The sequence below is a fragment of the Proteus sp. TJ1640 genome, from assembly GCF_003144445.1.
Lineage (GTDB): Bacteria > Pseudomonadota > Gammaproteobacteria > Enterobacterales > Enterobacteriaceae > Proteus > Proteus penneri.
The window spans coordinates 65,014-85,563 of sequence record NZ_PENY01000026.1; the positions used below are offsets into that span (position 1 = coordinate 65,014).

General features: G+C 31.9%; 21 protein-coding genes. 9 read left to right on the plus strand and 12 right to left on the minus strand.

The genetic code is table 11. From position 1 onward, the window contains the following. The first annotated feature begins 74 nt into the window (after window positions 1-74). The 3 genes from yebS to DK861_RS12235 all read left to right on the plus strand — a co-directional run bounded on the left by yebS (window position 75) and on the right by DK861_RS12235 (window position 4,040). Entirely contained in the window at window positions 75-1,331 is a 1,257-nt protein-coding gene (gene yebS / locus DK861_RS12225; protein WP_109400282.1) for a membrane integrity lipid transport subunit YebS, read from the plus strand. Further along, window positions 1,273-3,591 carry an MlaD family protein gene (locus DK861_RS12230; protein ID WP_109400283.1) on the plus strand — a complete coding sequence of 773 codons (2,319 nt, stop codon included), beginning with the start codon at window positions 1,273-1,275 and terminating at the stop codon, window positions 3,589-3,591. Before yebS ends, DK861_RS12230 begins: the two co-directional genes overlap by 59 nt. A 206-nt stretch (window positions 3,592-3,797) precedes the next feature. After that, entirely contained in the window at window positions 3,798-4,040 is a 243-nt protein-coding gene (locus tag DK861_RS12235) for a DUF1480 family protein (RefSeq protein ID WP_006537154.1), read from the plus strand. A 313-nt stretch (window positions 4,041-4,353) separates the two neighbouring features. On the opposite strand, the gene DK861_RS12240 is transcribed toward DK861_RS12235, so the two are convergent. The 4 genes from DK861_RS12240 to ftnA all read right to left on the minus strand — a co-directional run bounded on the left by DK861_RS12240 (window position 4,354) and on the right by ftnA (window position 6,964). Beyond that, window positions 4,354-4,698 carry a YebY family protein gene (locus DK861_RS12240; RefSeq protein WP_109397241.1) on the minus strand — a complete coding sequence of 115 codons (345 nt, stop codon included), beginning with the start codon at window positions 4,696-4,698 and terminating at the stop codon, window positions 4,354-4,356. A gap of 47 nt (window positions 4,699-4,745) precedes the next feature. Further along, window positions 4,746-5,642 carry a copper homeostasis membrane protein CopD gene (gene copD, locus DK861_RS12245; RefSeq protein ID WP_109400284.1) on the minus strand — a complete coding sequence of 299 codons (897 nt, stop codon included), beginning with the start codon at window positions 5,640-5,642 and terminating at the stop codon, window positions 4,746-4,748. Beyond that, window positions 5,642-6,034: a copper homeostasis periplasmic binding protein CopC gene (copC, locus tag DK861_RS12250; RefSeq protein WP_006537158.1), complete on the minus strand. Its 393-nt coding sequence runs from the start codon at window positions 6,032-6,034 to the stop codon at window positions 5,642-5,644. Before copC ends, copD begins: the two co-directional genes overlap by 1 nt. A gap of 426 nt (window positions 6,035-6,460) precedes the next feature. After that, a complete protein-coding gene (ftnA, locus tag DK861_RS12255) occupies window positions 6,461-6,964 on the minus strand; it encodes a non-heme ferritin (RefSeq protein WP_006537159.1) in 504 nt (167 codons plus the stop codon). Window positions 6,965-7,646: 682 nt separating this feature from the next. On the opposite strand from ftnA, the gene DK861_RS12260 reads away from it, so the two are divergent. The 4 genes from DK861_RS12260 to DK861_RS12275 all read left to right on the plus strand — a co-directional run bounded on the left by DK861_RS12260 (window position 7,647) and on the right by DK861_RS12275 (window position 11,936). Next, window positions 7,647-8,081 (plus strand): universal stress protein, encoded by a 435-nt coding sequence (locus DK861_RS12260; protein ID WP_072062602.1) that lies wholly within the window; start codon window positions 7,647-7,649, stop codon window positions 8,079-8,081. Between the two features lie 313 nt (window positions 8,082-8,394). Next, window positions 8,395-8,775: a DUF2628 domain-containing protein gene (locus DK861_RS12265; protein ID WP_109400285.1), complete on the plus strand. Its 381-nt coding sequence runs from the start codon at window positions 8,395-8,397 to the stop codon at window positions 8,773-8,775. 229 nt (window positions 8,776-9,004) lie between these two features. Continuing rightward, on the plus strand, window positions 9,005-9,556 hold the full coding sequence (locus tag DK861_RS12270; protein WP_109400286.1) for a class IV adenylate cyclase: 552 nt from the start codon (window positions 9,005-9,007) through the stop codon (window positions 9,554-9,556). A gap of 781 nt (window positions 9,557-10,337) precedes the next feature. After that, window positions 10,338-11,936 (plus strand): methyl-accepting chemotaxis protein, encoded by a 1,599-nt coding sequence (locus DK861_RS12275; protein WP_109400287.1) that lies wholly within the window; start codon window positions 10,338-10,340, stop codon window positions 11,934-11,936. Between the two features lie 74 nt (window positions 11,937-12,010). On the opposite strand, the gene DK861_RS12280 is transcribed toward DK861_RS12275, so the two are convergent. Beyond that, entirely contained in the window at window positions 12,011-12,748 is a 738-nt protein-coding gene (locus DK861_RS12280) for a phosphatase (RefSeq protein WP_072062606.1), read from the minus strand. Window positions 12,749-13,062: 314 nt separating this feature from the next. Here DK861_RS12280 and DK861_RS12285 point away from each other — a divergent pair, with 314 nt between their 5' ends. Then, window positions 13,063-13,500 (plus strand): hypothetical protein, encoded by a 438-nt coding sequence (locus DK861_RS12285; RefSeq protein ID WP_109400288.1) that lies wholly within the window; start codon window positions 13,063-13,065, stop codon window positions 13,498-13,500. Window positions 13,501-13,576: 76 nt separating this feature from the next. Here the strand turns inward: DK861_RS12285 and DK861_RS12290 are convergent, their stop codons facing one another. From DK861_RS12290 to DK861_RS12300, 3 genes are all read right to left on the minus strand, one after another. Further along, window positions 13,577-14,440, minus strand: coding sequence for a triacylglycerol lipase (locus DK861_RS12290; RefSeq protein ID WP_109400289.1), 864 nt, complete (start codon window positions 14,438-14,440; stop codon window positions 13,577-13,579). A 305-nt stretch (window positions 14,441-14,745) separates the two neighbouring features. Then, window positions 14,746-15,522, minus strand: a complete 777-nt coding sequence (gene map / locus DK861_RS12295; protein WP_109400290.1) for a type I methionyl aminopeptidase — start codon at window positions 15,520-15,522, stop codon at window positions 14,746-14,748. A 13-nt stretch (window positions 15,523-15,535) separates the two neighbouring features. Further along, window positions 15,536-15,733, minus strand: a complete 198-nt coding sequence (locus DK861_RS12300; RefSeq protein WP_036913277.1) for a ParD-like family protein — start codon at window positions 15,731-15,733, stop codon at window positions 15,536-15,538. Between the two features lie 395 nt (window positions 15,734-16,128). Between DK861_RS12300 and DK861_RS12305 the strand changes: the two genes are divergently transcribed. Then, a complete protein-coding gene (locus tag DK861_RS12305) occupies window positions 16,129-16,668 on the plus strand; it encodes an AAA family ATPase (protein ID WP_109400291.1) in 540 nt (179 codons plus the stop codon). Window positions 16,669-16,832: 164 nt separating this feature from the next. On the opposite strand, the gene DK861_RS12310 is transcribed toward DK861_RS12305, so the two are convergent. The 4 genes from DK861_RS12310 to DK861_RS12325 all read right to left on the minus strand — a co-directional run bounded on the left by DK861_RS12310 (window position 16,833) and on the right by DK861_RS12325 (window position 20,067). Then, window positions 16,833-17,054, minus strand: coding sequence for a DUF465 domain-containing protein (locus DK861_RS12310; protein WP_072062611.1), 222 nt, complete (start codon window positions 17,052-17,054; stop codon window positions 16,833-16,835). A gap of 1,022 nt (window positions 17,055-18,076) precedes the next feature. Further along, the gene (locus tag DK861_RS18310; protein WP_204101268.1) at window positions 18,077-18,232 is read right to left on the minus strand and encodes a hypothetical protein; all 156 of its coding nucleotides are present in this window, start codon (window positions 18,230-18,232) and stop codon (window positions 18,077-18,079) included. Window positions 18,233-18,750: 518 nt separating this feature from the next. Further along, window positions 18,751-19,209, minus strand: coding sequence for an anti-virulence regulator CigR family protein (locus DK861_RS12320; RefSeq protein ID WP_109400292.1), 459 nt, complete (start codon window positions 19,207-19,209; stop codon window positions 18,751-18,753). 522 nt (window positions 19,210-19,731) lie between these two features. Further along, a complete protein-coding gene (locus DK861_RS12325; protein WP_006537182.1) occupies window positions 19,732-20,067 on the minus strand; it encodes a c-type lysozyme inhibitor in 336 nt (111 codons plus the stop codon). Window positions 20,068-20,550: the final 483 nt, after the last annotated feature.

Genomic DNA, 20,550 nt, shown 5'->3' on the forward strand with positions numbered 1-20,550 from the left:
TAGATACTTTTTTTTAACTTAATCAAACGATAACCCTTTAAAAAACCAACTTAGCCGAATTAACGAGCGACATAGTGAACAATATTGCAACAAAGGAAAAGAAATCAATACGCTGTCAAGAGTGTGATCACCTCGTGACACTACCTCTTGCATTAAAGCGTGGGGAGGATGCTTATTGCCCTCGTTGCCAAGCCAAACTCGCATCTTATCGATATTGGTCATTAACTCGTCTACTTATTCTCTCTATTACAATGCTCATTTTGGCATCAATAGCATTTACTCAGCCATTAATTAAAATCCACCTATTAGGCACAATGATAACGGCGAATGTGGTTGATGGTATTCGCATAATGTCAGAGCAAGGTTCTCCTCTTACTGCAACAATGGTCGCCTTTTGTGCGATCGTAGCCCCTCTTAGCCTCCCTATCGCTATTTTATATCTCCATTTAGGAACACGCTTACGCCTTAATCTTCGCCCAGTCTTATTAATGTTAGGAAAATTAAAAGAATGGGTAATGCTAGATGTCTATTTAATTGGGCTTGCTGTTGCAACAATAAAATTAGGCGATTATGCAACCGTCTATATTGGCAATGGTCTAATTGCTTTTGTTTCTTTAATGATACTTAGCTTATTGATGCTAATTAACATTAATATGGACCAGCTTTGGCAACGTTTTTATCCGCAAAAAGAAATAGAAAACAGCCCTGCAACTTGCCATTCTTGCCATTATCATTTTAAAAGAACACCATCAACACAGTGCCCACGTTGTAAATCTTGCTATACCCCAAGACAGCCAATGAGTTTACAAAAAACATGGGCAGCATTAATTTCAGCAATAATTCTGCTAATACCTGCAAATTTATTACCTATTTCTATTTTCTATTTAAATGGTCAACGCAGTGAAGACACTATTTTTTCAGGTGTACTTTCGTTAGTGAATTCAGGCAATACCCCGATTGCGATTATTGTTTTTATTGCCAGTATTTTTGTCCCTTTTTTTAAGATTATAATTATGCTGGGCTTATTATTAAGCATTCATTTTAATTCTAGTATTGATCCCCTACTTCGAATGAAACTATACCGTTTCGTCTCTTGGATAGGACGATGGTCAATGCTTGATCTCTTTGTGATTGGGCTGATGATGTCATTGATTAATCGAGATCAATTGATGACTTTTACCATGGGGCCAGCGGCTTTTTATTTTGGTACTGCGGTTATTCTTACTATCCTTGCCGTTGAATGGTTGGATAGTCGTTTATTATGGGATACTTATGCAACAAGAAGAAAACGACATTCAGGACACACAAGCCCAAATACGCCGCAAGCGTAAAATTTCGACATTTTGGCTGCTCCCTGTTATCGCCATGTTTATTGCTAGTTGGTTGCTTTTCCAACATTGGCAAGATAAAGGTATACAAATCACGATTGATTTTCAATCTGCTTCAGGGATTGTCTCTGGTAGAACACCAATCCGCTATCAAGGCGTTGATGTAGGAATAGTTAAAGATGTCACTCTAAGCGATGACTTACGCAGAGTTATTGTTACAGCTGATGTACGAAAAAACCTTGCCACCGCATTACGGAAAAATACACAATTTTGGCTTGTTACACCTAAAGCGAGCCTATCAGGTGTATCAGGGCTAGATGCTTTAGTAGGTGGTAACTACATCAATATGCTACCCGGTGATGGTGAAAAGCAGTTTAAATTTATTGCTCAAGAAGTTCGCCCTCAAGCAAATATTGATAAAAACCAGCAATTAATTACCTTAACAGCAGATAAACTAGGATCACTCAATGTTGACTCTCAAGTTTATTACCGCCAAGTTCCCGTAGGGAAAGTTTATAGCTACGCAATTCGTCCTGACAACCAAGGCGTTTTTATTGAATTAAGTATTGATAAACAATATGCGCACTTAATTCGTCAAGACAGCCATTTTTGGAATGTATCTGGATTCCAAGGTAATTTTAATTTAAAAAGTGGCGTATCCATTAAAATGGAAAGCGTTTCTGCTTTAATTAACGGTGCAATAGCCTTTGACTCCCCAGAAAACAGTCAACCCGCACAAGAAAACCAGCAGTTTGTTTTACAATCAGCTACCTCTGTTGAGGCGGGTAAAGCAATATATGGTGAAGATGGGTTAATTATTTCTCTAACCAGTGAAGAAAGTTGGGGCGTCGATGCAGGACAACCTATTCTCTTTAGAGGCATAACTATTGGCCAAGTCATACAACGTAATATAAGTGATGATGGTGTTATCTTCGATGCTATTATCGCCCCTGAATATAAACATTATATTTATGAAAACAGCAAGTTTGTTGCCAATAGCCGAATAAACGTCAATATGGGTTTAAATGGTATTGATATTCAAGGTGCTTCTCCTCAAGAATGGCTTGAAGGCGGTATTCATCTTATTCAAGGTAACAAAGGTACCCCTAAAGAGCAGTACCGTCTGTATCGCAATGATTTTTTTGCTAAAGCAAGCATCAATGGTAATGAATTACCAGTGACATTAACGCTAAAAGCCTCCAGCCTTCCAGGTATTCAAAAAGGCTCTGTTGTGCTTTACCATCAATTTCAAGTTGGTGAAATCACTGATGTCAGGCCATTAATTGATGAGTTTGATATTGATATTTATATTTCCAAACAATATCGCCACCTTCTTACTGAAAAAAGTGTTTTCTGGACTGAAGGTGCGGCAAAAGTTTCCGTCAATGGTTCAGGATTAACCGTTGAAGCGACACCATTAAATCGAGCCTTAAAAGGAGCAATTAGCTTCGATAACTTTGAAAATATCAATAATAATGCCTCACGTTACAAACTCTATTCATCAGAAACCAGTGCTAGGGCTATTGGTGCTCAAATCACTTTAAAAACTTACGATGCGAGTAAGCTTTCTGAAGGAATGCCTATTCGTTATTTAGGCATTGATATTGGACAAGTCGAATCATTAACCCTTTCACCTGATAGAAAAGCCGTGACTGTTTCAGCAGTACTCTACCCTGATTATGTCAAAACCTTTGCGAGATCAGGCAGTCGCTTCGCTGTTGTTACTCCTGAATTAACAGCATCGGGATTAGATAACTTAGATTCACTTATTCAACCTTATATTAAAGCAGAGCCCGGCAATGGGGGCGTATATCGTAAATTTGAATTACAAACATCCAATATTACAGACTCTCGCTATCTTGATGGATTAAATCTTGTCTTAAATGCTACCGAAGCCGGCTCAGTACAAATTGGTACGCCTATTTATTATCGAGGTCTTGAAGTTGGTGCAGTGACAGGGCTTGAATTAGGAAACATGTCTGATAGAGTCTTAATTCACATTCGAATCAGTAAAAAACATCAATATCTTGTTAGAAATAATACCGAATTCTGGCTCTCCTCTGGATATAACTTTTCCTTTGGTTTAACGGGTGGTGTTATACGAAGTGGAACATTTAAACAATTTATACGTGGAGGCATTACATTTGCAACACCACCTTCCACGCCATTACAATCAAAAGCGAAACAGGAACAGAATTTCATTTTAAATGCAAAAGAGCCTAAAGATTGGAATGAATGGGGAACGGCAATACCTAAACCTTAAAAATTAGATAATTCTACCCTATTTCAGAAGATTTATTTAAAGCGGATCACAAAAAATGATCCGCTTTTTTTATTTTCAAAAAACATTTTGGAAATCAATTCCATTTATACTATGCTTAATTCTGTTTGGTCAAAAAGCATTCTTTGAAATAAATGCCTCTAACAAAACATAACAGAACACAACATCGCTTAAACCGGAGTTTTATTATGAAAAAGATAACGTTGAAAATTGCTTGCTATGAAATTGAAGATATTACTTTAAAACACTCTGTCGATAATCAATTAGCTTATATTCATATACCATGTGATTATGACAAAGAATTTTGCATGCAATTAGATGGATGGGATGAAAACACCAGCATTCCAGCCCAATTGAAAGATCAAAATATTCTGCTTTATCGTCATGCTTATGACAAAGAAAACCACCATTGGATCTTGAAAGTGGCATAAGAGATGCTAAAGCGAAATAAAAAAAGCCAGATAAATCATTTATCTGGCTTAGGGAAATGGCTCATTTTGAGCCGTGCGCTAAAAAGTAAAATGTTGCTTACGGCATAAACAAAAATCGAGAACTCACTCAGACTTTCTCAGACTTTTCTATCTCACAACCTACTGTTAAATATTAGCTAACAATATGTAAAGATCCAGTAAACAACCTAGTAGCACACTATTTTCTACTCAAAAAATCGTTGTTATTTATTTTTATTATTTAAATCAACATGATAAAAATAAAAATTTCTTATCTATATTATCAATCAATTGATTAATTGTTCTCACAAAGCGACTTAATCGCGCTCTGTATCACTTCTACTGATTTTTTCTTTTCAGGTGAATGAGGATCTGGTAGCAAAATAACATCAATTAGCTGCGCTTTTACTTTGCCACTTTCCATTTGTTTCATTGCAATTTCATTAAGAGGATACTGCATCAGTGTTGCTGGATTAATCACAAACCAAGCACCATCAGCACGACAATTAAGCATCACTTCTTCACGTGTAAATGGCCAATCGTCACCAAATTGAAGCTTACTGACCGTTGAAATAGGTGCCGCCGAGAATGCTTGAAAAGTAAAGAGCATTAACATTCCCGCGAATAAGAAACGTTTCATGTAGATATCTCACTTAAGAAATTAGGTTTTTTAAATTATATCGCAATCTATACAGGTGAGTTAATCGCAAAGATGGCCACAGTAAAAATAACCATTGTTCCAAATAATAGTTCAAGCCAACTATTTACTAGTAGCCATTGAAAGTTATTTTTCTTACGAATATGAGGAACTAAAATATAACGATTGATTACAGCTAAACCAAGCATTAACAACACTAAGCTAATTTTAAGCCATAACATGCTTTGGTATTCAGATGATAATTGTACTGCCGGCCATCCAGGAATTAACATAATAGCACTGATAATACCGGTAATTGTCACCAATAAAACAGCAAGATGACCAAAAAGTGAAAACTTCTTCATTGTACCAATGATAGGCTTGATCATCCCATCTGCAAGCTCATCTTTATTCCGTAAAAACTGCAAACAAGCGACAAATGGCCATAGACCACCAAACCAATACGCAGCACTAATAAGATGAATACTTTGATTAACTTTATAGAATGCGGCTTCTGATCCTGTAAACATGGCACCATGACCAATTGATGCATGTAAGATCAACATAACTGAAGAAATAATTAATAAAGAAAAGTTGCGAATATAGCGTTGGTGTATAAATAAAATAGCCAATGCAACGGTTGCTAATACCAATTGCCATTGCCAAACTTGACCAAATGAAGTATCTAAGATCGCTCGCCATATTATAATTGACCAGGCATCTTCCCAACCCTCTCCCATAATACCAGATTGCACAATCATCCATAAATAAGTCGTAATAAAGACGATAACTGTGCTAATAGCTAATGCGGGGCGCAAACGAACCTGAATAAGAGGAATGAACTTATCTTTAGCAAGAATGGCAGCCGAGAAGCTCAGTCCGAACATAAACATGACTGCCACGAAATGGGAAAAGCGACATAAAATATAAACGTCTTCAGGTGTCATTATTTTACACTAAATTGATAAGAACCTTTTGTCTTGTGCCCATCAACAGAAACAACGTTCCAATTAACTAAATAATCACCTTCTGATAAATCACTTTCTAAAGGCAATAATAATTTCGTATTGTTAACAGGATCTAAACTCAGTTTTCCTACGGTGATTTCTTTACCATCACTATTAGTGACTTTGATTTTACTAAAGGCTAATTCAATACCTTCAGAGAAGTCTAGCGTGATAACTTTAGGCGCTTGCGCTTGTTCAATCGCAGCACCTTCAGCAGGTAACTGTGATTTTAAGTGTGCATGTGCTAATGCTTGCTGGTATGACATACCAAGGAATAAAACAGCAATAGCCGATAATTTACCCCAAGATGTCTTAAGTGTATTTAATGACATAATAACCTCTTAAATTACAGGTGATTTTTTTATTTATGAAAATATTTTATAGCAATTTTACGTCAAAATCTTTGCTTCTTGATATTAGAAATAAAAGGTTGTGAACTAGCACTCAAAATATATGTTATTTAGAGCAGTTTCTGTTTCAAATATCACCCATTTTTACACTTTGAAAAAATATAATACCCATATTGACGGTCTAAACAGTTCAATACATAACCAAATAAAACTAAAAGTAAAATAATCCCCCTGTATAAATAGCATTCAATAAGTATTTTTTAGGGGCAAGAACAAACAATATAAGTAAGGGAAAAAATAAAAGATAAGAATCGTAAAGAAGGCAATACAGAAGAATAAAAAACGCCCTGCTATTCATTCACAGCAGAGCGTAATAAGTTATTTAGTAACTTAAGCTTTTACTAATAATTAAACATGTGCAGATGCTGATAGTGTGTTCAGATCTTTATCTAATAAGAATAAAGCTTTGCCACTATCACCGACCATTGCTAATTTATCTAGGATTGATTTGAATAATTTTTCTTCTTCATGCTGCTCTGCAACATACCATTGTAAGAAGTTAAATGTTGAATAATCCTGAGTTGTCATTGCAACATGTGCTAATTTATTAATCTCAGATGTAATATGTTTTTCATGTTTGTAAGTTTTATCGAATAACTCAGCTAATGATGAAAACTCAGCAGGTGGAGCTTCAATCGCTCCAAGTAAAGGCATTGCACCTGTATCACTTAAGTAATCAAATAAACGGTGCATATGTTCCATTTCTTCACGAGAGTGAGCTTTTAAAAATTTAGCAGCGCCATCAAATCCTTTATCGTCGCACCAAGCACTCATTTGCAAATACAGATTTGCCGAGTAAAACTCTAAATTTAGCTGTTCATTCAATTTATTGATCATATCTTGATGTAACATATTTTACGTCCTTTGCGATGAAAATTAACATTATGGGTATTATGCACGGTTAAAAATAAAAATATAGCGATTTAGGTGTGATTTATTTATTTTTTTCAATTAATTACTTGTAATAAAAATAAAAACCAATCTCATTTGTAATATGTTTTAAATACTCTTATAAAGCTAAATAACACTTATTATCATTAAGAGTAAACTTGTATTTAACTGTCAAGATAAATATAGCAACCAATTGAAATATATAAGTATTATTTTTTGGCTTTGATTTTTTATATTTATTGAATTTTTTATAACCCAAGAAATTCAAATTAACATTAAATAAAAATTATATTTTACCCATGAAAAATATAAAAATAAGCTTTGTCATATATCAACAAGTATATATAAAACAATATCTACAACAATCGTTATTAGAAAAATAAAGCATTCATCCATTAGCTATTATTATTCTCTATTTTTTATAATTTCTATTTGATATTGCGACACATTTATTTTTTCAGACAGCAATTCTTTTTCATTTTTTTCATATAAAAAATACATAACTCTCAAAAAATAAAAATAATTTCAATTTTTGTGCAGTTTTTCGTTTTGACTGATAAGATTAGTAGGTAACTCATATTTGTATGTACAAAAAATTAATATTAAAGCCCTAATCATAATAAAAGGTTAATTAGGAGCCACTATGACAAAAACAGTGTTAGTACCCGTTGATTTTACAGAGCTTGGTTTATTAGACAAGGTTGTGTCTCATCTAAAAGCATTGTCTGTCGCTGACAAATTGAATATTCATTTTTTATCAGTCATCCCAAGTTATGAGTCTTTTGTCGGATTTGCATTCGCAGGACAAGACAGACTAGCAAGTGATAAACAACGGATTGAAATTGCATTATCCACACTAAAAGAAAATTTATCGCACATTGATATTCCAAATAGTACAACTCAATTTTATGTGTCTATAGGTAATCCTCGCGATAAAATTTTAGAAACCGCAAAAAAAATTCAAGCAGAGCTGATTGTCATTGGTTCTCGTAACCCTGGTATGAAAACTTATCTTCTAGGTTCTACCGCATCTTCTGTGGTCAGTTACGCAGAATCATCTGTATTAGTCGTGCGCTAATCGCCCACTTCCATCTTCCATAAGAAATCTGGTATTTCTCATAAGCCAGATTTCTTATTCTTTTCACCATAAAATCAATTCAAAATGGTATTTTATTTTATCGTTATTATCTTTAAGAGTAATGATTAAAAATATATTCTGAAGCAATAAGATAATTATTAAAAAAAACAAAACACATTCACTTTAATGCTTTTTATATAAACCAATAAATTCATCATCTCATAATAAATTTATATTGTTCATAATGTTAAATTATGTAAAGATACTTTTTCTATTAAAGCTAATTTTAATCAACAGGGTAAAAGGAATTAAAATGAATAAAGAACTTTCTGAAAAATGGCAAGAACGTTTTTCATTTTTTGATAAATATGGTTCACCTAAAACACCAGAATTTAAAGCTGCGTATAAAGAGCTTACCTTTGGTAAACGTATTCTTATTGGAATGAATATCTGGGCATTTTTCTTTGGTTTTATTTATTTTCTTATTTTAGGTTTATGGCGCAAAGCATTAACATTATTTGCTATTAATATTGCTATTTTCACAATTATTGGCTTTTTACCTGTAAATAATGGTGTTATCAATGCGGTGGGTATTGCAGTTAACATTTTATGGGCCATAACAGCCAACTATGCCTATTATTTAAAAGAAACTAAAAATGATCAAAGTTGGAACCCATTTGAAGGTGTTCTGTAATAATAAGGGGGGCAACGCCCCTTTTATTTTCTCTTCCTCTTTTTTATTAAAAACACTATATCCCCAGCCTCTTGTTTGATAGTAATGTTATCTATTGTTCTATTTAAATATTTTTATCTGATTTACAAAAAAATAAATACAATAATGAAATACTATTAAAAGTTCTTTTTTATCCAAAAGGATACATTGTTAATGCTATAATTCATTAACACTAATTTGGAGAAAACGTATGTCTGAACATTTTCAAGGAAAATTTGAAGCTGAACTAAAATATCACCTTCAAAATCCACAAAAATTTATTAATGAGTTAAAAAAAGCAGGTGCCACATTATTTACACCTGAGAATAAAGAAACAGATTGGTATATGGAACATAAAAATACTGAATTTTCAGCTCCAACTATCAGTCTATGTGTAAGAAAAATGCATCCTGCAGGAATAAATCTTCTTATCGTTAAAGGCCCTGATTTATCGCAATGTGAAGCTGTTCGTATCGAAGATGCAGAAAAAACAGTCTCCATATTTACGACTCTTGGCTACCATTGTATTCTCAATTATACAAAATCAAGAGAAATTTATTTTCTAGATAAGTTTCATATTACTATTGATAAGTTAGATAAATTAGGCTCATTTGCTGAATTTGCTATCATGACGGACGACCAAAGTAAACTCCCGCTCTATATTGACCAACTAAGGCATTTAGCCGCAAATTTTGGCTTTACAGATAAAAATCTTGAGGAAAATAACTATAAAACACTAATGTTAAATACTCTAAAATTATAAATAAATTTATCCTTTCACATTATCATCCTTTAGGGATCACAATAAGATTAATGTAACTTGGTTTTATGTCATTCTCTAGCATCGCTTTAATATTTTGTTTTTATTTTATGTGAAATTTTCGTACATTATTAGGATCATTATTAATGTGATCCTTATTCACAAATGGAAGGGTTATATACCTTTCGTTTATAGCGATTTAATCTACTTTCTTACTTTTCTACTGCTATCTTTTTGTTTTTCTCTCATTTATAACGTTAGCCACTCTTATTTGTTCTATTAAGTAAACAAAAAATAATTTAATTTATTGCTGTTTAAATCATTATTACTTTTTTATTTTATAAATAGAAACACTGACACTATTTAAATCTAATTGTTTAAAAATAAATGAGTTAATCACATAAAATTAATAATAGATCAACAAGTTAACCACTATCTCCTAAGGAAATATCTTTTATATCATTTTTATTTTTATCTTTAACTTTTAATATTTAAGAAAAATTAATTAAAAATCAAAGCATTACAAAGAGAGAAAATACATTTGATAAATTTATCAATTAGAACAATAAATAATCATAAAGAATATTTATAAAATGCCGATACTATTTTTTAGTATTTGAAAAAATCAAAAGGATATATGGCATTAAATCAAAGAGTGACCTAAAAACATATTTTTATGTATTTTTTAACTCTTTGTTTATGTCAGTTACAGGAAGTAAAAATAAAACTTAAAAAATCAATAGATTACACGGTTATATTTTTATGAAAAAGGAAATAACATTACATGTTTAAGAACTTAAAACAACGTTATTTGCCAAACGTCTCTTTTAATATGTCACGTTTAAAAACAACCACATTAGTTTGGCTTATTACAGGCTCTTTAATCTTACTTCTTGCTCTAGCTTGTGTTTTATTCCTCTCTTCAGTTAATGATTACAAGAGAAATTTAAACAAACTAAATAATATCTATCATGAACAATCACTATTAAATAATACTTGGGAAAATTTACTACAAACACGTAATACCTTAAATAGAGCCAGCTCTCGCCACTTATTAATTATAAATAAAATGGCTACAGCCAATACTGACATCTCTTCATTATTACAGCAAACTAAAGAAAAACTTCAGCACGTTGAGAATGGATGGAAAAGTTTCAAGAATTTGCCTCATAACGTTAAAGATCAAAGTTATGTGCAACAATTAGAGCAAAAATATACTGAACTTAATGCAGCACTCATTGAATTTTTAGCCTTCTTAGAACAAGGCAAAACATACGAGTATTTAAATCAACCAACACAAACCTATCAAGACAATTTTGAGCAAGCCTATACTACCTATCATCAACAATTAGAAAACTACTACACAGCTTCATTGGATGAAGGTGAGTTTTTGTACCAGAAAATTATTTATAGCTTAATCGTTATTTCAGTTTTAATAGTTATTTTTTCTTTCTTAGTCCAAGTTGTACTACGAAAAAACTTTATTTCACCTTTAAACGTAATAATGAAAAATATCGAAGATATTAGTAATGGAGAATTAACAACCGACGTCACAACAAAAGGTCTATATGAAATAAATATTCTCACTACCAATATTCAAAAAATGCGAGATCAGATAAAACGGATCGTCAATAATATCAATCACAGCTCAGGCCTTATTAATTCAGAATTAAGTGATATTGCTGTTATGAATAATAATCTTGCTATTCGTGTTGAACAACAATCAGCAGCCGTACTCGAAACTTCTGCAGGAATACGACAATTAAGTGTTACATCAAAACAGCATGCAGAAAATACACAAACATCATGTGAACTAGTCACAAAAACAGATACGATGATCCACCAAAGCAATGAAATGCTCGCTAACGTTGTTGAAAATATGCATGAGGTTGTCACGTTTTCCGAGCAAATTAATGATATTACTTCTACGATCGACAATATCGCCTTTCAAACAAACCTATTGGCTTTAAATGCTGCCGTAGAAGCGGCAAGAGTGGGTGAACACGGAAAAGGTTTTGCTGTTGTTGCTAAAGAAGTAAGAGAATTATCCATTAGTTGTAATTTAGCATCAAAAGAGATAAAGATACTTGTCGCTAATTCAAGTAAAAAAATAAATCAATGCTTTCAGCTAGCTGCTGACGCTAACGACAATATGGTAGATATTTCTAAGCACACTGAAAATATTAATGAAATGATCCACGATATTTCTATTTCTACAAATGAACAAAGTAATGGTATTGCTCAAATTGAAGATGCAATTAATCAATTAGATCAAACCACACAAGCTAACGCAACAATGACCCGAGAATTAGTCAGTTCATTAGATTCATTGCAAACACAGTCAGATAGACTGAAGCAAGAACTAACTGTTTTTCATCAGTAAGTGTTAAGTCAACCCACATCATAAAAGCTATCTTAATCTTAGGATAGCTTTCTTATTACTTATTTAACCCAACATTAAAAATGGCTAAATTCAGGGATCTCTTTTTTACCGTGTGATTTTAGAAAATCTAACACTCTTCTTGGGGTTACATTTAATATGCGCTCTTGTGGAAAGTCTATTTGAGCTAATACTTTTAATACTCGATCAAATTTTCCCAACGAAGAAGCTATGTGTGAGTCAGAGCCTAATGCAATTAATCCTCCCGCATCACGTACTGCTTTCGCAATTTCTATACAGTTTTTCTCACTTCCTACTCTAGAATGAATAAATGATGAATTATTCATTTCTAAAGCAACGTTGTAAGTGGCAGCGGCTTTTGCAACTTCAGCAATTTCTATTGGATATTTTGGATTTCCAGGATGCGTAATCATTTGAACACAACCACTTGCTATTGTTGCAATTAATGCTTTTGTATTATCAACTAGCCCTAATGAACCCATGACAGGATCGTGAAAACCAGCAAGCACAATATCTAATTTCTTGCTCATTTTCTCACTACAATCTGTTTCACCTTTAATATTTTTAATATTCGCTTCTATACCGTAAAGAATACCCACACCATCAATAATACGAGGGATCACCGGTAAGTTAGAAAAATGCCATTCATGAGGAGCATCATCCATATCTGGGCCATGATCAGTAATTGCAAATAATTGAATTCCCTGTTTTTTAGCTTGTTGGAAATATTCACTAACTGTACTGTAAGCATGTGTACTAGCAATAGTATGAGCATGTAAATCAACGGGATACATAAACAACTCCTTCCTAAAAACACCTTATGAATATCAATAAGATAGTTTTTCTTAACTATAAGATCTACCTAAAATTAATTATCAATTCCAGTAAAGTACGTAATAACCAACAAACAAAATACTATCTACTTCATTCTTTCTCACATTAGAAAGAAATGAAGATAAATTTTGATAAATATGCTTTAATCTTTAACATACTATTTAATATCAAATAGATAAATTTCACTTTAGTACTATACACAAGAATTTTGAAAGCACATTATATTATGTAATTTCGTTTTAAATCCGACTTTCAACTTTATAAAAGGTTATTTATGTTCAACTATCCAGCAATCGCTCATTTTGATGAAGAAAGTGAAACTTACGAAATTACCTACCGTGATTTTGATAATATACATGCTGTTGCTTATACAGAAGATGATATTGAACTAGAAGCCTCTGATATTTTACATGTAGGTCTTGAAGAATTTATTGCGAGTAAATTGCCTATTCCTGCTCCATCTAAAGCGCAATCTGGTGATTTTATTGTCTACTTACCTCTTATCAGCTGTTTAAAAATTGCATTACATAATGCGATGTTAGAAACAAAAACAAAAAAATCCGATCTTGCAAGAAAAATGAATTTAACGAGCGCACAAATAGAACGTTTACTTGAAATTAATCAAACCTCAAAAGTAGATAGCTTGGAGCAAGCACTTTATTTATTAGGTTATGCTATTTCAATCAGCGTTAACAAAGATATTAAACAATAGTAATTAAAAATAAAAATGGCTCTAAATCGATTAGAGCCATTCGTGCTAGATTATTTCACAACAAGTATGCAGGATATTAAAGCCTTTTACTTGCCAAAAACTCTGCATGGTTTGTATAAATAGCAACAATATCTTCACCACGCCCCACTAACCCAGCAACCTGATTTACCATATCTAGATGATCTTCGGCGTAATCATCTTTAACCAATTTACCTAACCGCATACTTGTACGACCTACCAAACCATCATTTTCACGCTCAGTAAAGAATGCATTTAATATACGCATTGCTGCATGAGTAGGATCCAGTAAATTGCCTTTTTCACCAACAATCGAACCTTGGATATAACTACCAAATGAATAATAGTAGACGCCATTTACAACTTCTTTCCCTTCACCACCACGAACGGCAGGTAATCCTTGTGGGTACTTTTTATTAAACTCAGTTACATTTTCAGTTGTTAATGCTTCCAATGCGGCAACGGCATCTTGTGGGTTACTGCGATTACCTGAAAAGGTAGAGATTATAGTACCAATGGCTTTCATTACTGCATCAGCAATATATTCTGGCACGCTATCCTTACGCACAATACGTCGTACCAAATCTGCAATCTCTGACCCATGGTTTACACCATTAATAGAAGTAACAGAAGCAATACTCTTTGCATGTTTTGCAGCAACATAACGGCAAGCTAATGGACCTTGGCTATGGCCAATTAAATTTACTTTTTTTGCTTTCGTTTCTTTGAGAACTTTTTGCACAAATTCCCAAAGTTGTTCACCACGAACTTCATTTGCGTTAAATGCCGAAAGAGATGCAGTGAAAACTTTATGGCCATTCTTTTCTAAGGCATCCGCAATACCATAAAAATAAGGATAACCAACGACATCATCAAAACCAGATAAACCATGAACTAAAACAATTGGATATGTAGTTGACATATTTTCCATTCCTTGGGCTTAAATTAAGTTATTTAATTTGCTAAACATCCTATTAGCAATTTCTAGAACAATATTCAGAGTACAAAATTTAAAACATAATATTTGAAGTGCAAGATTATAGTAAATATCGATTTTTAATGCCTTAATTGTTTTTAAGTATTATTAGTATAATCTCTATTTTACGGTTGTAACGCACTATTTTAATTTATTATTTATTAGTAGCCACTTTAATTAAAAACTAAATCATTTTGAAACTATAAAGAATATTTTCTCTTAAAATGGCTATAAATATAAAAGAGTAACAATTATGGTAATACTTCTTCAGGACGCAAAGTGAGTACTTCATATCCTGTTGCTGTTACTAAAATAGTATGTTCCGATTGAGCAGATAATTTTTTATCTCTTGTCACAACTGTCCAACCATCTTTTTTGGTTTTTATTTTAGCACCGCCTTGATTTATCATTGGCTCAATAGTAAAAGTCATACCTTCTTTTAATTCAACACCTTGTCCTTTAATACCATAATGTAGTACTTGTGGTGCTTCATGCATCTCTCTTCCTATTCCATGCCCACAGTATTCTCTCACTACACTATATCCATGACTCTGCGCAAAACTTTGAATAGCATGACCAATATCGCCTAATGTCGCACCTGGTTTTACTTCCTTAATACCTTCCCACATTGCTTGATACGTTATTTTTGCTAATTTGCGCGCAATAGGGGATGCATCTGGCATAATATACATTTTACTAGAGTCAGCAATAAATCCATTTTTTTCTAGTGTAATATCAACATTAACAATATCTTTGCTTTTAAGGCGTTCATCTGCTTTTGGCACACCATGGCAAACAACTTCATTGATAGATGTATTTAGCACATACTCATAACCATATTGACCTTTACTTGCTGGTCTCGATTGGAGTTCATTGACAATAAAATCATCAACTTTATCGTTAATCTCTAGTGTAGAAACACCAGGTACAATAAAATCATCAAGCATTGTAAAAACTTTCGCCAATAAACGTCCTGACTCACGCATTAATTCAATTTCGTCAGCTGTTTTAATCGTTATTTTTTCCACTCTTCTTCCCTCTTTATTCCACTTCTTGCTTGATGGCTTCTTTTTCTAGCATTTCATTGATAATCATTGGAAACGTTTTATCTGGATTTAATTCTGCTTGAATGCCAATTTTTATCCAAAACTCTGCTTGAGCATTAACAGAGCGTGACATCACATTACTTGCTTTTCGCAAGTACTCATGTAACTCATCAGAAATTTTTACAATACCCACACCAATCCTTATATACAGATTATAATAAAACATATACGTTCTATAATAAAATCAAATTTTTCTTCTTTCAATTACTATTCGATACCATCATAGGCATAAAATGCCTAAATTAAGAAAAAAGGAGAAACAAGAAAAAATAGAACCCAAAATGATAATATTGTCTTTTTATTTTCATATAATTAATTATCTATGCTCATAAGTTCATAATATTTGACTTCAAACTATCGGTTCTTATCAAAATAAAAATTACTTAAAATTTATATTAGCATTTAATGCTAGTACACTTTTTCTAATTCCCTTTTTAAGTATACTTAATCTCTAACAACTCCATCTTAACGCCTTCTATACATCATCACCATTCTCTTAATTAATTATATAAACTTATAGGAGTTATCATGCCTGTAAAATCACATCGTATTATATTAACTGGAGGCCCCGGCTCTGGAAAAACCACACTAATAAATGAACTTGAAAATAGAGGTTATCTTTGTTCTTTAGAAGCAGGAAGAGCCATCATTCAAGACCAAATTGTAATTGAAGGAAATGCATTACCATGGGAAGATCCGAACGCTTTTGCACAAGCAATGTTAATTTGGGAGTTACGGTCATGGCATGAAGCAAACAACAATAAAAGGCTTTATTTCTATGATAGAGGCCTCCCAGATATTGCAGGGTATTTACTACTATGTGGTTTAGCTATCCCAAAACACCTTAATAAGGCAATTAACTTATTTCGTTATTCCACAAATGTGTTTATAGCACCACCATGGACCGAAATTTATACTCAAGATCAAGAAAGAAAACAAACAAAAAAAGAAGCAGAAGAAACCTATTTAGCTATGATAGCTGTTTATAAAAGATATAATTATAATTTAATAGAGCTACCTAAAATAGGTATAACTGATAGAGCTAATTTTATTATTAATAAAATATAATTTATCTCGATGTACTTTGGAAAGGTGAATTTTGACATAGTACATAACTAATTAATCATTTTTAGATCCTAGGTAGTAAAAAGGCTACATCAGTAGCCTTTTCTTTATAAATAAATTGTGTAATTTATATGATTTCTTAATCAAGAATAAATTATTTTTACTACTTACTCTTCTTTTGGTGGATTTTTGAGGATCTGATGAATTTTTTCTTTCAGTTTCAATTTTTGTTTTTTTAGCTCAACAACTTCTTCACCATAACCTCTTCTATCTTTATGCTCTAATCTAACAATTCTATGGTCAAGTTCGTTATGTTGTTCAAATAGAGCACGAAAATCAGGATCAGTCTGACGAAGTTTTGAAATTAAATCACGATATTCTGGAAACATAAAAAGTTACCTTCCTTATTAATTGTGAATTAAATACTCTTATAATATTTACTCAAACTGATTAGGCTGTCATTGGCTTTATGTTAAAAATAAGACCAACATCAATTAATATTTTTATTTTTTGAAATAACTCATTATTCTTATATTTTACATTTTTAAACATAGTTATAAAATTCAACGCATAAAAGCACATAAAAAATATAAATATAACTAAGCTAAAAAGTATAACATAATGAAAAACACGTGTTTATTTATCTCTTCAAGCCAAACATCATCATATCCGTCTCTATTAATAATAAAATGATATCCCTCTGGTAAATAAAGATAATTTATTACTTCAAGTAGCCATTTTTCCAGATATTCCTCACAATAGGAAAATCAGCTTATCGTTATCTACTAAGTATTGCCAAAAGAGAACATAGAGCCATCTATTCACATAGCAAAAAAATAAAAGCAAGTAAATCCACGTAACATCATATGCCCATATGGAATGAAAAAACATCAATTTGCCTTAAAACTAGACAAGATAAAGCATAAAAACACTTTTTTACTAAAAAAAGCATTTATTGTTAATTTATAAAATGAAAATTCACTACATTTATATTGATCTCTAATAGTTTTTTATACCCATCTATTCGAGTCACTAAGCCCAATGCCGCCACATTGGGCTTTTTTATTAGCAATGTTTATTAATATCATGCCTCATTATAACTAGCTTATATCTCTTTCACTTTACTCTAATACTTTTTTAAACAATTAAATCATTTGATTTTATGTAGCTTAATCAATATCAACTACCGCATTAAGCAATTTTTTGATTTCATTTATATATCTTACTCTCTCTTTTTTAAGATATAAGAATATAATAAATAACTGACAGTAACAGTACAACTTTCGTCATCTAAATAACCATATTTAGACAGTAATCCTACAAAAATAAAAACAGATAAAACAATAAACTTCGGCAACAAAAACCATAAAATAGCAATGCCGACTCAACTCCCTCTTGTCGGCATTAGTAATTATTTATTAGATAAAATATCTTGCTCTTGTAATTTAGAAAGAGCTAATTCTTTCATCCAATCTGCAAGTAATGGTGCTGTTTTTATTGAATCCAATAAAGCGCGTTCTTTTTTTGTTAAACGAATAACAATAACTTCTGTTTTCATTGTAGACATAATATTTCCCCATTTGTAAAAAAGAAAATATTGACACAAAATAGTAACAGAACGGTCTGACTTACACGGTTTTACAAAATGATCATTTAACGATGACTAGCAATACATTATGGTGGTATTTATTTAACTTGGCTTAATCATTCTATTTTTTATGTAAACGCTTTATTTAAGATTGCTCATCTTCATAATGAGATCCATACAAATATAAATAAAGGTAAAAAAGTTAAAAGAAATTGCTAATATGCTGAAAAATATTACGTTAAGTCGTTACGTGACCAGCAAATATGATCTATGACGATAGAATGGAAACACCAACGAAACCAGCACCAACATCAAATCACACTAGATATTTAATCAATGTCCGCAACCAATCTACTCCGGAAGCAGAAAGTCCTTTCTCGTAAGAAAAAAGGAAGTCTCAACAGGCCTAAAGCTCTGAAGGTTGCTAAACTCACAAGACTATGGTTATAGATTATAAATCTCAGCCACTGTATCAAATATATTTAATTCGTTATATTTTAATCAAAAACATTATTAATGATTGAAGTCACTATTGCAGTGCTTAATGCAATTAACACCAAATCATTTCCGACAATACGCCATTCATAGCCAGGATAGTAAGGCAATTGGTTAAGCATTTTTTCAGGAACCATTTTCTTCGCAATACCAGGCGGCAATGGTTTTCCTCTTACTAAATTTTTAGCAATACCAGGTGGTAGCGATGAGTATCCAGTAAATCCACCATTTAGCGCAATTGCTCTAGCCTCATTATAAGATAACGAAATTGAGAAAGATGTTTCATTATCAAAGTGGCTATTTTGTGATTTATTATGCCATTTATTTGGTTTTTCTCCTTGAGATCCTTTATTTTGACCTCTTCCGTGCCCATTATTTGGATCAGCATAAGAAGAGACTGATATCACCGACAATCCTATAATTATCAATAACAAGTTACTTACTCTAGAAAGAATTCTCATATCTATGACCTCAACAATTAATTTTTACAGAGTATCCTTCAAGCTACACAACTACCATAAGTAATATTCCTAGAAAAAGAATAATTGACAATATAATGGGTGTTGATTCCGTAGTCAGCGCAGACAAAAAAGTCTCACTAAATAACTTATTATAATAAGTAATTGATTTAATTAAACTTGATTGCTCTACACTACCAGAACTTTTAAGCGATGTATTCTGCTGTTAGATTATTCCAAGCATGTTGAATGAGTAATAAACTGATTCACAACACTTAAGATAAAATATATTGATATTTTTATATTACAAAAAATCTTTATTACGATATAGCTATTGAGTTTTTATTTTATTTTGTTTATTAATAATGTCATTAACGCCGTAGAGTTATAGGTTCTAAGTTATTTATTTAGTTAACAGTTTTGCCAAGCTCAAATTGCAACGTAAATTTCTCTTGAGAATACAATAAAGGCCACCAAAGTGACCTTTATAAAAATCCAAATAATTTTCACTAAAACTCGTGATTATTAGCTAGCTTTGCAACCACTTAATACTGGTTTATCTTTTCCTTCAACTAAATCGGCATTATCACCTTTAGTATAAAGCTTATAGGTGTAATTTTTATTTATTGCCTCATAGTTTGCTCCTGAAGCCATTTTCATAATCTTCATTGGTATCATTTCGTTCATTTGATTAATAATTGCATAGCTATCCTTTTCCGTATTTATATAAACAACTTCCATTGTTTGATTGTTTTCACATGTATAAGATACTTTCGTTATATCATCTGCATTATCTGCCATAGCAAAACCTGCAGATAGAAAGCTAACCGTAAAAGCAATACTTTTTAATAATAGTTTCATATAATCTCCTAATACTATTTGACACACACTTCTAATACATCACTAACTAATTCCTTATAGTTAATCGAATCCTATATTATTTTCCATGAGATTTATCTAATTATAAAAAGGTACCATTGACTTATTGAATAATAATGAGCTTATTTTAATCTTTTCTTAATTTATTATTAGAGATATAAACATGATTAGGTAAGCATTCAAAACATTAGCTTTCGAAATGAAAGTTAGCTCTGAATTAAGGTATATTGTACAAAATCACAAAAAACTAGGAGTTCCTCAAAAATATTATGACAAATATAATTTTTTAAGAAAAAGCAAAGTTCACCTAATAAGTAGAGTAAAAAGCATTCTCACTTAAAGATTTGTAACATTTTATCTATACCCAATATAATGAGCTTTGAACACATAAAAAACTTCCGTTAAGAGGCCTTTATTAATTTAACAAGGACAGTAGTTAGCTTTTCAAATTCAGCTTTTTCATTG

Bases quoted from the DNA above. Each gene is read 5' to 3' on its own strand.
- DK861_RS12290 (WP_109400289.1), bottom strand. From the start codon at position 14,440: ATGTCAACTACATATCCAATTGTTTTAGTTCATGGTTTATCTGGTTTT.
- copD (WP_109400284.1), bottom strand. From the start codon at position 5,642: ATGACACCTGAAGACGTTTATATTTTATGTCGCTTTTCCCATTTCGTG.
- DK861_RS12235 (WP_006537154.1), top strand. From the start codon at position 3,798: ATGAAAAAGATAACGTTGAAAATTGCTTGCTATGAAATTGAAGATATT.
- DK861_RS12265 (WP_109400285.1), top strand. From the start codon at position 8,395: ATGAATAAAGAACTTTCTGAAAAATGGCAAGAACGTTTTTCATTTTTT.
- DK861_RS12260 (WP_072062602.1), top strand. From the start codon at position 7,647: ATGACAAAAACAGTGTTAGTACCCGTTGATTTTACAGAGCTTGGTTTA.
- DK861_RS12240 (WP_109397241.1), bottom strand. From the start codon at position 4,698: ATGAAACGTTTCTTATTCGCGGGAATGTTAATGCTCTTTACTTTTCAA.
- DK861_RS12275 (WP_109400287.1), top strand. From the start codon at position 10,338: ATGTTTAAGAACTTAAAACAACGTTATTTGCCAAACGTCTCTTTTAAT.
- copC (WP_006537158.1), bottom strand. From the start codon at position 6,034: ATGTCATTAAATACACTTAAGACATCTTGGGGTAAATTATCGGCTATT.
- DK861_RS12280 (WP_072062606.1), bottom strand. From the start codon at position 12,748: ATGTATCCCGTTGATTTACATGCTCATACTATTGCTAGTACACATGCT.
- DK861_RS12230 (WP_109400283.1), top strand. From the start codon at position 1,273: ATGCAACAAGAAGAAAACGACATTCAGGACACACAAGCCCAAATACGC.
- DK861_RS18310 (WP_204101268.1), bottom strand. From the start codon at position 18,232: ATGTCTACAATGAAAACAGAAGTTATTGTTATTCGTTTAACAAAAAAA.
- DK861_RS12310 (WP_072062611.1), bottom strand. From the start codon at position 17,054: ATGTTTCCAGAATATCGTGATTTAATTTCAAAACTTCGTCAGACTGAT.
- DK861_RS12285 (WP_109400288.1), top strand. From the start codon at position 13,063: ATGTTCAACTATCCAGCAATCGCTCATTTTGATGAAGAAAGTGAAACT.
- DK861_RS12270 (WP_109400286.1), top strand. From the start codon at position 9,005: ATGTCTGAACATTTTCAAGGAAAATTTGAAGCTGAACTAAAATATCAC.
- ftnA (WP_006537159.1), bottom strand. From the start codon at position 6,964: ATGTTACATCAAGATATGATCAATAAATTGAATGAACAGCTAAATTTA.
- DK861_RS12305 (WP_109400291.1), top strand. From the start codon at position 16,129: ATGCCTGTAAAATCACATCGTATTATATTAACTGGAGGCCCCGGCTCT.
- DK861_RS12325 (WP_006537182.1), bottom strand. From the start codon at position 20,067: ATGAAACTATTATTAAAAAGTATTGCTTTTACGGTTAGCTTTCTATCT.
- DK861_RS12320 (WP_109400292.1), bottom strand. From the start codon at position 19,209: ATGAGAATTCTTTCTAGAGTAAGTAACTTGTTATTGATAATTATAGGA.